The sequence below is a fragment of the Streptomyces sp. NPDC002446 genome, from assembly GCF_053595675.1.
On record NZ_JBSFYC010000003.1, the window covers coordinates 115424 to 128050 of the forward strand.

The 12627-nt window shown below is 68.7% G+C and carries 12 protein-coding genes; 6 read left to right on the forward strand and 6 right to left on the reverse strand.

The window, feature by feature from the left end; all coding sequences use genetic code 11:
* Nucleotides 1-94: 94 nt before the first annotated feature.
* Complete coding sequence (gene crgA, locus ACWD6P_RS03710; RefSeq protein ID WP_093640897.1) at nt 95-349, reverse strand: cell division protein CrgA; 255 nt, start codon at nt 347-349, stop codon at nt 95-97.
* Between the two features lie 180 nt (nt 350-529).
* On the opposite strand from crgA, the gene ACWD6P_RS03715 reads away from it, so the two are divergent.
* The 6 genes from ACWD6P_RS03715 (at nt 530) to ACWD6P_RS03740 (ending at nt 5276) form a co-directional block, all read left to right on the forward strand.
* Nucleotides 530-1300: a DUF881 domain-containing protein gene (locus ACWD6P_RS03715; RefSeq protein WP_451442358.1), complete on the forward strand. Its 771-nt coding sequence runs from the start codon at nt 530-532 to the stop codon at nt 1298-1300.
* Nucleotides 1301-1338: 38 nt separating this feature from the next.
* On the forward strand, nt 1339-2058 hold the full coding sequence (locus ACWD6P_RS03720; protein ID WP_451442359.1) for a class E sortase: 720 nt from the start codon (nt 1339-1341) through the stop codon (nt 2056-2058).
* Between the two features lie 81 nt (nt 2059-2139).
* Complete coding sequence (locus ACWD6P_RS03725; RefSeq protein WP_384424213.1) at nt 2140-2316, forward strand: hypothetical protein; 177 nt, start codon at nt 2140-2142, stop codon at nt 2314-2316.
* Entirely contained in the window at nt 2313-2969 is a 657-nt protein-coding gene (locus ACWD6P_RS03730) for an aminodeoxychorismate/anthranilate synthase component II (RefSeq protein ID WP_451442360.1), read from the forward strand. Before ACWD6P_RS03725 ends, ACWD6P_RS03730 begins: the two co-directional genes overlap by 4 nt.
* Nucleotides 2966-4507, forward strand: coding sequence for a class E sortase (locus ACWD6P_RS03735; RefSeq protein ID WP_451442361.1), 1542 nt, complete (start codon nt 2966-2968; stop codon nt 4505-4507). Before ACWD6P_RS03730 ends, ACWD6P_RS03735 begins: the two co-directional genes overlap by 4 nt.
* Nucleotides 4508-4532: 25 nt before the next feature.
* Nucleotides 4533-5276: a class E sortase gene (locus tag ACWD6P_RS03740; protein ID WP_451442362.1), complete on the forward strand. Its 744-nt coding sequence runs from the start codon at nt 4533-4535 to the stop codon at nt 5274-5276.
* Nucleotides 5277-5365: 89 nt separating this feature from the next.
* Here ACWD6P_RS03740 and pknB read toward each other — a convergent pair whose 3' ends face one another.
* The 5 genes from pknB to ACWD6P_RS03765 form a co-directional block, all read right to left on the reverse strand.
* Nucleotides 5366-7351 (reverse strand): Stk1 family PASTA domain-containing Ser/Thr kinase, encoded by a 1986-nt coding sequence (gene pknB, locus ACWD6P_RS03745; RefSeq protein WP_451442363.1) that lies wholly within the window; start codon nt 7349-7351, stop codon nt 5366-5368.
* Nucleotides 7352-7498: 147 nt separating this feature from the next.
* Nucleotides 7499-8968: a peptidoglycan D,D-transpeptidase FtsI family protein gene (locus ACWD6P_RS03750; protein WP_451442364.1), complete on the reverse strand. Its 1470-nt coding sequence runs from the start codon at nt 8966-8968 to the stop codon at nt 7499-7501.
* Nucleotides 8965-10347: an FtsW/RodA/SpoVE family cell cycle protein gene (locus ACWD6P_RS03755; protein ID WP_451442365.1), complete on the reverse strand. Its 1383-nt coding sequence runs from the start codon at nt 10345-10347 to the stop codon at nt 8965-8967. The genes ACWD6P_RS03750 and ACWD6P_RS03755 overlap by 4 nt, the downstream gene beginning before the upstream one ends.
* Before the next feature lie 23 nt (nt 10348-10370).
* Complete coding sequence (locus ACWD6P_RS03760; RefSeq protein ID WP_451442366.1) at nt 10371-11957, reverse strand: PP2C family protein-serine/threonine phosphatase; 1587 nt, start codon at nt 11955-11957, stop codon at nt 10371-10373.
* A 132-nt stretch (nt 11958-12089) separates the two neighbouring features.
* Nucleotides 12090-12620 carry an FHA domain-containing protein FhaB/FipA gene (locus ACWD6P_RS03765; protein WP_451442367.1) on the reverse strand — a complete coding sequence of 177 codons (531 nt, stop codon included), beginning with the start codon at nt 12618-12620 and terminating at the stop codon, nt 12090-12092.
* Nucleotides 12621-12627: the final 7 nt, after the last annotated feature.

Here is a 12627-nt window from a genome sequence, read left to right on the forward strand (position 1 = left end):
CACCGGCGTCAACCTCCAGAGGGTTATCCACAGATCTTCTGAAGTTTTCCCCGGCTGTGGATAACCGTGTGGATGGCCTTGGGCAGGGCTTGCGCTACTTCCACTGAGTGGATACGCCGAAGCCCACCGCGATGAAGCCGAAGCCGCAGACGATGTTCCAGTTGCCCATGGCGGCGATCGGCAGATCACCCTCGGACACATAGAACAGCACGATCCACACGAGCCCGATCAGGAACATCGCCAGCATCAGCGGCGCCACCCAGCCACGCCCTGAGGACATCTTCAGGTTGGTGGTCTTCGCCGGCGGCGGCGTGAAATCGTCCTTCTTGCGGATCCGTGACTTCGGCACGAGGAACTCTCCTGTCGATGTGCTGCTCCCCCACTCTCGACGTCGCTCGAGCGGCTGACCCATCCGCGCGGGGGAGGTACGAGGTGTGCGCCGGGCCGGTGGACGCGGTGGGGAGCGGATTCCTTTCCCGGGCGTCCGTTAGCGTAGTGCTTCCGCGGCGTCGTAAGGAGTAAGGGTACGTTGAGCAATTCCGCTGACTCCTCCGGCCGCCCCGCCCGCTTCCGCCTGCGGCCCGCCCGGCTTCTCACGCTGATCGTCTTCGCGCTCGCCGGGCTCCTGTTCTGGCTGAGCTTCGACACTGCGCGTGGCACCAATCTACGCTCTGACGACTCCATGCTGCGGCTCTCCGACCTCATCCAGGAGCGCAGCCACAAGAACGGCGCCCAGGACGACCGCAACGCCACCCTGCGCGAGGAGAACGACGCCCTCGCCCAGCGCGACAACGGCAGCTCCAAGGCCGAGGACGCCAAGCTCAAGGCGCTGGAGACGAGCGCCGGCACCAAGACGCTGTCCGGCCAGGGCGTGAGCGTGACCCTCACCGACGCGCCGCCGAACGCCACCGCCAAGATCCCCGGTGTGCCCGAGCCGCAGCCCAACGACCTGGTCATCCACCAGCAGGACCTGCAGGCCGTGGTGAACGCCCTGTGGCAGGGCGGCGCCAAGGGCATCAAGGTCATGGACCAGCGGCTGATCTCCACCAGCGCGGTGCGCTGCGTCGGCAACACCCTGATCCTCCAGGGCCGGGTCTACTCCCCGCCGTACAAGGTCACCGCCGTCGGCGACCGCGAGGCGCTCAACAACGCGCTGACCGCCTCCCCCGCCATCCAGAACTACCTGCAGTACGTCAACGCCTACGGACTGGGCTGGAAAGTCGACCAGCACGAGGCGGTGACTCTTCCCGGCTACTCCGGCACAGTGGATCTCCACTACGCACAGCCTGTGAAGCCGTAACCCGCGCGCCGCGGGGCGGCGGGGAGGGGCGGGGCCGGATGACGCTGCGGTGGATCGTACGGACGGCCAGCGAGATCTGCGTCACCGTCGGCGCGCTGATCGTCCTCTTCGTCGTCTACCTCCTCTACTGGACCGGCGTACGGGCCGACAGCGCCATGGACGGGGAGATCGGCAGGCTCCAGGACCAGTGGTCGGCGGGGGCGGTCGCCGGCCCCGACCGTGAGCCCGCCGCCGGCGACCGCCCACCCGGCGACCGCCCCGGCCCGGCCGCGCGGCCCCGCCGCTACGAGCCGAGCGCCTCCTTCGCCGTCATGTACATCCCGCGCCTGGGCGTGGACTGGGCCAAGCCCGTACTGGAAGGCACCGGGACCGACGTCCTCAAGCGTGGCCTCGGCCACTACGACCGCACCGCGCGCCTCGGCGAGGTCGGCAACTTCTCCGTCGCCGGCCACCGCCGCACCTACGGCGACCCCTTCAAGGACTTCCCACGGCTGCGGCCCGGCGACGCCGTGGTGCTGACCGACGGCACGACCTGGTTCACCTACCGGATCGACAACCGGCCCTACACCACGCTTCCCGGCGACATCGGGGTGATCGACCCCGTACCGCGCAAGTCCGGATTCAACGGCCCCGGGCGCTACCTCACCCTGACCACCTGCGAGCCGGAATGGGGCCACAGCCACCGGCTGATCGCCTGGGCACACCTGGATTCCACCCAACCCGTGGCACAGGGAAGGCCGTCGGCTTTGACGAGCTGACCCCCGTGCGCCCGCCCTCGCCCCTTACTCTGGTGTCGCAATCGACATCGTCATCAGCATCGGCAAGGGGACAGCGACAGCATGTACGGCTGGATCTGGCGGCATCTGCCGGGCAACACATGGGTGAAGGCGCTGATTTCCCTGGTGCTCGTGCTGGCGATCGTCTTCGTGCTCTTCCAGTACGTCTTTCCGTGGGCGGAGCCGCTGCTGCCCTTCAATGACGTCACGGTCGACCAAGGGATGGCAGCCGTCCGATGACCGCACGGATTCTCGTCGTGGACAACTACGACAGCTTCGTCTTCAACCTCGTCCAGTACCTCTACCAACTCGGTGCCGAGTGCGAGGTGCTGCGCAACGACGAAGTGGCGCCCCGGCACGCACAGGACGGCTTCGACGGGGTGCTGCTCTCGCCCGGGCCCGGCACACCCGAGCAGGCCGGCGTCTGTGTCGACATGGTCCGGCACTGCGCGGACACCGGTGTCCCGGTCTTCGGTGTGTGCCTGGGCATGCAGTCGATGGCGGTGGCCTACGGCGGCGTGGTGGACCGCGCGCCCGAGCTGCTGCACGGCAAGACCTCGCCCGTGCTCCATGAGGGCCTCGGCGTCTTCTCCGGTCTGCCCTCCCCCTTCACCGCCACCCGCTACCACTCCCTGGCCGTCGAACCCGACACCGTTCCCGACGAACTGATCGTCACCTCCTGGACGGAGGCCGACGACGTCCCCGGCGGACGGATCGTCATGGGTCTGCGCCATCGCGAACTGCCGGTGGAGGGTGTGCAGTTCCACCCCGAGTCGGTGCTGACCGAGTGGGGTCACCGAATGCTGGCCAACTGGCTCGTCGAATGCGGCGATGCGGGAGCTGTGGAGCGCTCGACGGGGCTCGCCCCGGTGGTCGGCAAGGCCGGCGCGTGACCGCCCTGCGCCCCGAGCGTGAGGGGAGACCCTACGACCCGTACGAGCCGGAACAGCAGCCGTACGCGTCGCGGGAGTCGTACGGGGCTCCGGACCCGCACAGAAACCCCGATGCGTTCGAGGCGGCGGTGGAGCAGCTCAACGACCCGCTGAACGATCCGCTGCCAGGGCAGGGCGCGTCGGCGCCCACACCGAAGCCGACGTCCACGCCCACGCCTGCGCCCACGCCGAGTCTGCTCGACCAGCCGGGCCGGGGGCGCCGACGGGGAAAGCCGGCACAGGAAGGGCTGCCGGGGTCCCCCTGGTTCCGGCCGCAGCAGGCTCCGCAACAGCACTCCCGGCAGGCCCCACGGGGGCCGCGGTCACCCGGCCCCGAGTCCGCCGGCCAGGGGCAGGGACAGGGCTCCGGCGCCGGGTACGACCGGTACTCCGGGCCGGCCGCTGCATCGGCGAAGCCGAGGCCCGTGTCCCATGCCGCGCCGGTGACGCCGGCATCGCCCGCCCCCGCCCCCGGCGCTCCCTCGGCCTCCAAACCCGGCACGCCATGGCGGAACGACGACGAGACCATGGCGCTGCGCCAGGCCGAGAAGCGCGGCAGGGGCGTTTCACGTGAAACCGATGCCGATGTTTCACGTGAAACCGACACGGCCGTTTCACGTGAAACGGCGACATCGGCATCGACCCCGCTGCCCGGCGGTCGCGCTGCCCGGCGTAAGGCCGCTCAGGAGGCCGCCAAGCGAGGCGGCAGGCGCGGGCGTCACGGCGGTTCGGCCGCAGCCACAGCGGCCGCTGCGACGGCCTCTGAACCGGCCCCGGCGCCCACTTCCCGGCTGGAGGCCCGGCGTGCCGCGCGCGCCGCCAAGGACAGCCCCAGCCTGATCGTCAGCCGCGCGCTGGGCGAGGTGTTCATCACCCTCGGCGTGCTGATGCTGCTGTTCGTCACCTACCAGCTGTGGTGGACGAATGTGATGGCCGAGCAGGAGGCGGGCGGCGCGGCCAACAACCTCCAGCACGAGTGGGACAAGGGCGGCGGGGAGAAGAAGAACCTCGCGGCCGGTGAGCGCTTCGGAATCATGTACATCCCCAAGCTGGATGTGAAGGCCCCGATCGCCGAGGGCATCGACAAGCCCAGCGTGCTGGACCACGGCATGGTCGGGCACTACGACAAGACCAGCGGGCTCAAGACCGCGATGCCCTGGGACAAGAAGGGCAACTTCGCGGTCGCCGCCCATCGCAACACTCATGGCGAGCCGTTCCGGTACATCAACAAGCTCACCAAGGGCGACAAGATCATCGTCGAGACGCGGAGCTCGTACTACACGTACGAGATGGAGAGCATCCTCCCGCAGACGTCTCCGAGCAACACCAGTGTGGTCGGCCCCGTGCCCCCCGGTTCGGGATTCACCGGCCCCGGCCGTTACATCACCCTGACGACCTGTACGCCGGAGTTCACCAGTACCTTTCGGATGATCGTCTGGGGCAAGATGGTCGACGAGCGGCCGCGGAGCAAGGGCAAACCGGAAGCGCTCGCCGGCTGAGCGAAGACAAGAGGGGTACTACGCGGTGACTGCAACCGGAACCGACGAAGAAAGCGACCGGTTCGCGCCGCCACCCAAGCCGCGCCGCCGGGTGCGCAGGACCATCGCCGCCGTTGTCAGCGTCATCGGCGAACTGCTGATCACGGCCGGCCTGATCATGGGCCTGTTCGTCGCCTACTCGCTGTGGTGGACCAATGTCCTGGCCGACCGCGAGGCCCACAAACAGAGCGATCAGGTACGTCAGCACTGGGCGAGCAACGGGCCCAAGGGGCCCGGGGACCTGGACACCAAGGACGGCATCGGCTTTCTGCACGTACCGGCGATGAACAGCGGTGAGGTGCTGGTCAAGAAGAGCACCGACGCCGATGTCCTCAATGAGGGCGTCGCCGGCTACTACACCAAGCCCGTCAAGTCGGCGCTGCCGCAGGACAAGAAGGGCAACTTCACCCTCGCCGCGCACCGCGACGGCCACGGCGCGAAGTTCCACAACATCGACAAGCTCAAGGACGGCGACCCGATCGTCTTCGAGACCAAGGACACCTGGTACGTCTACAAGGTCTTCGCGACGCTGCCCCAGACCTCGAAGTACAACGTCGACGTCCTCAACAAGGTCCCCAAGGAGTCCGGCAAGCGCAAGCCGGGCCGCTACATCACCCTGACGACCTGCACCCCGGTCTACACCTCGACCTACCGCTACATCGTCTGGGGCGAGTTGGAGCGCACGGAGAAGGTCGACGCGGACCGCACACCGCCGAAGGAACTGCGCTAGGACCGCACGGGGACCACGCACACGACGGAGCCCCGGCCGCCCTCAAGGGCTGCCGGGGCTCTCTGCGTCGCTGTCGCGGTGTTCGGCCGTCAGCCTCCGAACGGTCCGCCGAAGATGCCGCCGCCGTCATCGCCTCCGTCACCGCCGCCACCGATGGTGGTCAGTGTGACGGTGGTGGTCTTGGGGTCGGACGGCGTCGGAGCCTGCGGGTCCTGGTTGATCACGCGGGCGTTGTCGTCCTGCGCGCTGCCCGGGGCGAACGTGATGTTGGTGAAGCCGGCCTGCTGCAGCAGCTGCTTCGCCTCCTTGACCTTCTTGCCCCGCACGTCTGGCATGGGCGTCTGTGCCGCTGCCTTGCCGATGGTGAGTGCGACCGTGGAGCCGTTCTTGGCTTCGGTGCCGCCCTCAGGCGACTGCGAGATCACCTTGCCGACCTGGTTCGGGTCGGGGGTCTCCTGCTCGGTCTTGCTGACGTCGAAGCCCAGGTCCCTCAGCTGCTTCTCCGCTGCGGCGGCGTCCTGCCCCACGACCGGCGGGATCTTCGTCTTCGGGCTCGCCTGGGCGATGAACAGGGTGATCTTGGTGGTCTTGGGCTTCTTGGAATTCGGTTCCGGGTTCTGATCAGCGACGGTGCCGGGGTCCCGTTCCGACACCGTGGGCTTGGTAGTGATGTCCGTGAAGCCCTTGGCCTCAAGCTCCGAGCGTGCCTCGGCCTCGGTGAGGCCCTTCACATTGGGAACGGAGACCTGCTGTGCCCCCGAGCACAACGTGACGGTCACCGTCTCGCCCTTGCTGATGCTCCCGCCGGCCGCCGGCTCCTGATCCGTGACCTGGCCCTTCTTGACGTTGTCGCAGGGCTTGCGGCCGCCCAGGGCGACCTTGAAGCCGCCGTTGACCCCGAATTCCTTGGCCCCCGACAGGGACTTCCCGACGAGGTTGGGCACCGTCGTCTCGCCGCTCTTGTGGTCGCCCTTGAACATCGCCTTGCCGATGAAGATCGCACCGACCAGGACGAGCGCCGCCGCGAGCACCAGCAGGATCGTCGAGGTGTGGCTCTTCTTCTGGCCGCCGCCGCGGCGGCGGTCGCCGCGGTCTTCGTAGCCGTAGCCGCCGTCGTCCGGGTTCATCGGCGGGAGCATGGAGGTCTGGCCGGCCGGATCCTGCGGCCGCAGCATCGTGGTCGGCTGGTCCTGGTCGTAGCCGGCCGCGCCCATGGCGGAGGCGGCTGCGACCGGCTGGCCCTCCAGCGCCGCCTCGATGTCGGCGCGCATCTCGTCGGCCGACTGGTAGCGGTAGTCCGGGTCCTTGACCAGCGCCTTGAGGACGATCGCGTCCATCTCCGGCGTGATCTCGGGGTCGAAGTTGCTCGGCTTCTGCGGCTCCTCGCGGACGTGCTGGTAGGCCACCGCGACCGGTGAGTCACCGACGAACGGCGGCCGCACCGTCAGCAGCTCGTAGAGCAGACAGCCGGTGGAGTACAGGTCGGAGCGGGCGTCGACCTGCTCGCCCTTGGCCTGCTCGGGCGAGAGGTACTGCGCGGTGCCGATGACCGCCGCGGTCTGCGTCATCGTCATACCGGCGTCGCCCATCGCGCGCGCGATGCCGAAGTCCATGACCTTGACCTGGCCGGTGCGCGTCAGCATGACGTTGGCCGGCTTGATGTCGCGGTGGACGATGCCGGCCCGGTGGGAGTACTCCAGCGCCTGGAGGACGCCGATGGTCATCTCCAGCGAGCGCTCGGGCAGCAGCTTCCGTCCGGAGTGCAGCAGCTCACGCAGTGTGGAGCCGTCCACGTACTCCATGACGATGTACGGGATCGAGACCCCGTCGACATAGTCCTCGCCGGTGTCGTAGACCGCGACGATCGACGGATGGTTCAGCGAGGCGGCCGACTGGGCCTCACGGCGGAACCGGGCCTGGAAGGACGGGTCACGAGCGAGATCCACCCGCAGCGTCTTCACAGCGACGGTGCGGCCCAGGCGGGTGTCATGGGCGAGGTACACCTCGGCCATGCCACCACGGCCGAGCACCGAGCCCAGCTCGTACCGGCCGCCGAGGCGACGCGGCTCTTCCATAAGCTTCTCCAGCCCTCTCCGTCAGTCCCGACCGCACCCGTGTGTGTGGTCCGGCGGTGTGCTGTCCGGCCTACCGTACCCGGGACGCCGCATCGGACCGGGCCGGAGCCGCAACCTGATACATGACCGGTATTGGCATGACCCGAGTCACTTCTCGCCTTCGAGTACCGCCTCCATGACGCGCTTGGCGATGGGAGCGGCGAGCCTGCCGCCGGCGATGTCGTCGCGCAGGGTGTCCGATCCCTCGATGACGACGGCGACCGCGACGGGGGTGCCCTTGTCGGTCTTCGCGTAGGAGATGAACCAGGCGTACGGGTTGTCCTTGTTGTTCTCGCCGTGCTGCGCGGTACCGGTCTTGCCGCCGACTGTGACGTCCGGGATCTGGGCGTTGGTTCCCGTGCCCTTCTGGACCACGGTCTCCATGATGCTCTGGACCTTCTGCGCGTTCTCCGGCGAGAGCGGCTGGCTCATCTCCTGCGGCGTGTGCTGCTGGACGACGTTGAGGTTCGGCGCGACCAGCTGCTCGACCATGTACGGCTTCATCAGCTTGCCGCCGTTGGCGACCGCCGAGGCGACCATGGCCATCTGGAGCGGGGTGGCCCGGTTGGAGGCCTGGCCGATGCCCGCCATCGCGTTCTGCGGCCGGTTGTCCTCGGGGAAGATGCTCTCCGCGGCCCGGACCGGAGTGTCGATCTTGGAGTTGTTGAAGCCGAACTTCTCCGCCTCGGACTTCATCTTCTTGTTGCCGAGGTCCGCGCTGATCTTGCCGAACACGGTGTTGCAGGACCAGCGCAGCGCCTCGCGCAGACTGGCGTCCTTGCAGGGGATGCTGCCCTCGTTCTTCAGCTCGACGCCGGAGGTGTCGGGCAGCGTGTAGGGCAGCGGCGAGTCGGTCTTGGCGTCGACGTCGGTGTAGAGGCCGTTCTCCAGCGCCGCCGCGGCCGTGACGACCTTGAAGGTCGAACCGGGCGGGTAGGTCTGGCGCAGCGCCCGGTTGAGCATCGGCTCGTCGGGGTTGTTCTTCTTCTGCAGCCCGTTGTACGCCTCGGCGTCCTTGTTGCTCATCCCGGCGAAGGTGGACGGGTCGTACGACGGGGTGCTGGCCAGCGCCAGGATCGCGCCGGTCTCCGGGTTGATCGCGGCGACCGCGCCCTTCTGGCTCCCCAGGCCCTCGAAGGCGGCCTTCTGCGCCTTGGCGTCCAGGGTGGTCACCACGTTGCCGCCCTTCTGCTTGCTGCCGGTGAACATGTCGACCGTGCGGCTGAAGAAGAGCCTGTCGTCGGTGCCGGTGAGGATGCCGTCGTTGAGCTTCTCAAGCTGGTTGGCGTCGAAGGCCTGCGAGGCGTAGCCGGTGACCGGCGCCCACATCTTGCCGTTCTTGTACGTGCGCTTGAACTTGAAGTCACCGCTGTCGGTGGTCGTGGAGCCGGTGACCGCCTTGCCGTCGACGATGATGTTGCCGCGCGGTGTGCTGTAGCGCTCGATGGCGACGCGGCGGTTGTGCGGGTCGTTCTTGAGCTCGTCGCCCTGGACGAACTGCACCCAGTTCACGCGGACGAGCAGAGCGAGGACGAGCAGGCCGCAGAAGATCGCGACCCGGCGCAGCGGCTTGTTCACGGGCGGACCACCTGGGTCATCTCGGCGTCGGTGGACGGGGCGGGGGCCGGCGCCGGGCGGCGCGCGGTGTCGCTGATCCGGAGCAGGATCCCGACCAGCGCCCAGTTGGCGATCACGGAGGAGCCGCCCTGGGCGAGGAACGGCATGGTCATACCCGTCAGCGGGATCAGGCCTGTCACACCGCCGGCGACGACGAAGACCTGCAGCGCGAACGCGCCGGAGAGGCCGACGGCCAGCAGCTTGCCGAACGGGTCACGGGCGGCCAGCGCCGTACGGATACCGCGCTCGATCAGCAGGCCGTACAGCAGCAGGATCGCCATCAGCCCGGCCAGGCCGACCTCCTCGCCGACCGTGGCGAGGATGTAGTCGCTCTTGGGCGCGATGCCCTGGATCAGACGGGAGTAGCCCTGGCCCAGACCGGAGCCGAGGATGCCGCCGGAGCCGAACGAGTACATCGCCTGGGCGGTCTCGGTGACACCGCCGTTGAGCAGCTCCAGCGGGTTGAGCCAGTTGTGCACACGCGTCTGGACGTGCGACTCGAAGGACGCCACCGCGACCGCGCCGCCCGCGCTGAGCAGCAGACCGAACACGATCCAGCTGGTCCGCTCGGTCGCGACGTACAGCATCACGACGAACAGGCCGAAGAACAGCAGCGAGGTGCCCAGGTCGGTCTCGAAGACCAGGATCATCAGGCTCAGCGCCCAGATGACCAGGATCGGTCCGAGGTCGCGGCCGCGCGGGAGGTAGAGCCCCATGAAACGGCGGCTGGCCAGCGCCAGCGCGTCCCGCTTCACCATCAGATAGCCGGCGAAGAAGATCGCGATGATGATCTTTGCGAACTCACCGGGCTGCAGCGAGCCGAGGCCGGGGATCGTGATCCAGATCTTCGCGCCGTTCACGCCGGGGAAGAACATCGGCGCGACCAGCAGGACCAGCGCGACCACCATCGAGATGTAGGTGTAGCGCTGCAGGACGCGGTGGTCCTTGAGGAAGATCAGGATGCCGAGGAAGAGCGCCACGCCGAGCGTGGACCACATCAGCTGGTTGGGCGCCATCGCCTTGCCCAGCGAGGGCTCCTGGTCGAGCCGCCAGATGAAGACCAGGCCCAGGCCGTTGAGCAGGGTGGCGATGGGCAGCATCAGCGGGTCCGCGTACGGGGCCCACTTCCGTACGACGAGGTGGGTGACGCCCGCCAGCAGGCCGAGGCCCAGGCCGTAGCCCAGCACACCGGCCGGCACCGAACCGTCCTTCGCCAGGCCGACGTTGATGTACGCGAACACCGGAATCAGCACCGCGAAGACGAGCATCGCCAGCTCGGTGTTGCGGCGGCTCGGGGCTCCGATGGTGCCGATGGTGGTGGTGTTGGTGGTACTGCTCATGAGATGTCCGGCCCCCTACGCCCTCACTGCTGGGTGCTGCAATTCTTTTCCAGCTTCAGCTGTTCCTCGGAGGGGGCCTGGCTGGGGGTGGGTGTGGGAGTCGGGGACACGGTCGCCGCGAGGGTACCGGTCATGCCGGTGCCCGCCTCGTCCGTCTTGTCGGTGGATCCGGGCTTGGCCGTCGGCGTCCCGGGCTTGGTGGGTGTCCCGGGCTTGGTCGGCGTGCCGGGCTTGGTGGGCGTGCCCGCCTGGCCCTTGCCCTTGTTGCGGGCGGCCTCGCGCTCGGCGGCCTCGCGCTGTTCCTTGCTGCGGCAGGCGTTGGCCTGCTTGCTCAGCTCGGTGACCTTCTCGCCGGCCTGCGTACGGCTGTCGACCGCGATGGTCTCCTTGACCTGGTTGCGCTGGTACAGCGGCAGGTACTTGAGTTCGATCTCGGGGTGGTCCTCGTCCACGTCGTTGAGCTTGATCCACGCGAGGTCCTGGCTGATGCCCCGGTAGAGCGCGACGTGGTTGTCCTTGGCGCCGACGAAGTACTGGGTCTGCGTCCAGCGGTAGCCCGCGTAGAGCCCGCCGCCGATCACGGCCAGCGCCAGCGCGATGAACAGGGACCGCTTGATCCACCTGCCGCGCTTGGGCTTGATGAAGTCCTCGTCCATGAACGCGCCGAAGGAGCCCTGCGGCGGACCGGTGACCTCCAGGTCGCCGCTTCCGGGCGGGCCGAAGGCGCCACCGGGGGCGGCCGGACCGCCTCCGGGACGGCCGAGCTCGGCGGCCCGGGCGGCCGGCGTCTGCATGGTGCTGGGGTCGCTGAGCTGGTGCTGGTTCTCCGCGACGGCGCCCACGATCACCGGGGTGTCGTTGAGCTGCGCGGCCATCGACTCGTTGCCGTCCACGTCCAGGACGTCGGCGACGATGCAGGTGATGTTGTCGGGGCCGCCACCGCGCAGCGCGAGCTGGATCAGCTCCTGCACCGTCTCGTGCGGCCCGTGGTAGCTGGCGAGGGTCTCTTCCAGCGTCTGGTGGCTGACGACCCCGGAGAGGCCGTCCGAGCAGATCAGATAGCGGTCGCCGGCCCGCACCTCGCGGATCGACAGGTCCGGCTCGACATGGTCGCCGCTGCCCAGCGCCCGCATCAGCAGCGACCGCTGCGGGTGCGTGGTGGCCTCTTCCTCGGTGATCCGTCCCTCGTCGACCAGCCGCTGCACCCAGGTGTGGTCCTGGGTGATCTGGGTCAGCACACCGTCGCGCAGCAGATAGGCGCGCGAGTCACCGACGTGTACGAGCCCGAGCCGCTGCCCGGTCCACAGCAGGGCGGTCAGGGTCGTGCCCATGCCCTCCAGCTGGGGGTCCTCCTCGACCATCACCCGCAGCTGGTCGTTGGCGCGCTGCACGGCGGTGCCGAGCGAGGTGAGGAGGTCCGAGCCGGGGACGTCGTCGTCGAGCTGGACGAGCGTGGAGATCACCTCGGAGGAGGCGACCTCGCCGGCCGCCTGGCCGCCCATGCCGTCGGCGATGGCGAGCAGCCGCGGGCCGGCGTAGCCGGAGTCCTCGTTGCCCTCCCGGATCATGCCCTTGTGCGATCCGGCGGCGAAGCGCAGTGACAGACTCATGCGCACCTCATCAGTCGGCTCGGGGTACAGCCGGTCTCGTCGAGCCACACTGCCCACCCTCCGGTCGGGAGCACGCCCGGGTCCGCCGAGTGGACCGCCGCGGCTCGCTCGCTCCGCTCGCTCATTGTCGTACTACTTCCGCAGCTCGATGACGGTCTTGCCGATGCGGATCGGGGCTCCCAGCGGAATCGGTGTCGGGGTCGTCAGTCGGGTCCGGTCCAGGTACGTGCCGTTGGTGGAACCGAGGTCCTCGACGATCCACTGGCCGTCACGGTCCGGGTAGATCCTGGCATGCCTGCTGGACGCGTAGTCGTCGTCCAGCACGATCGTGGAGTCGTGCGCACGGCCCAGGGAGATCGTCTGGCCTTGGAGGGCGACGGTGGTGCCGGTCAGCGAGCCTTCGGAGACCACCAGCTTCGTGGGGGCTCCGCGGCGCTGGCGGTTGCTGCCGCGGCCGCCTTCCTGGCGGCGCTGCTGCTGTTGCGGGGGCGCGGCAGCCTGGCGCTGCGTACGCGCGTCCGGCGCACCGCGCCGGGCGGCACCGCGCTGTGTGACGCGGGTGCCGAACAGATCGCTGCGGATGACCTGGACGGCCACGATGACGAACAGCCACAGTACGGCGAGGAAACCCAACCGCATGACCGTGAGGGTCAGCTCTGACATTGCCCCC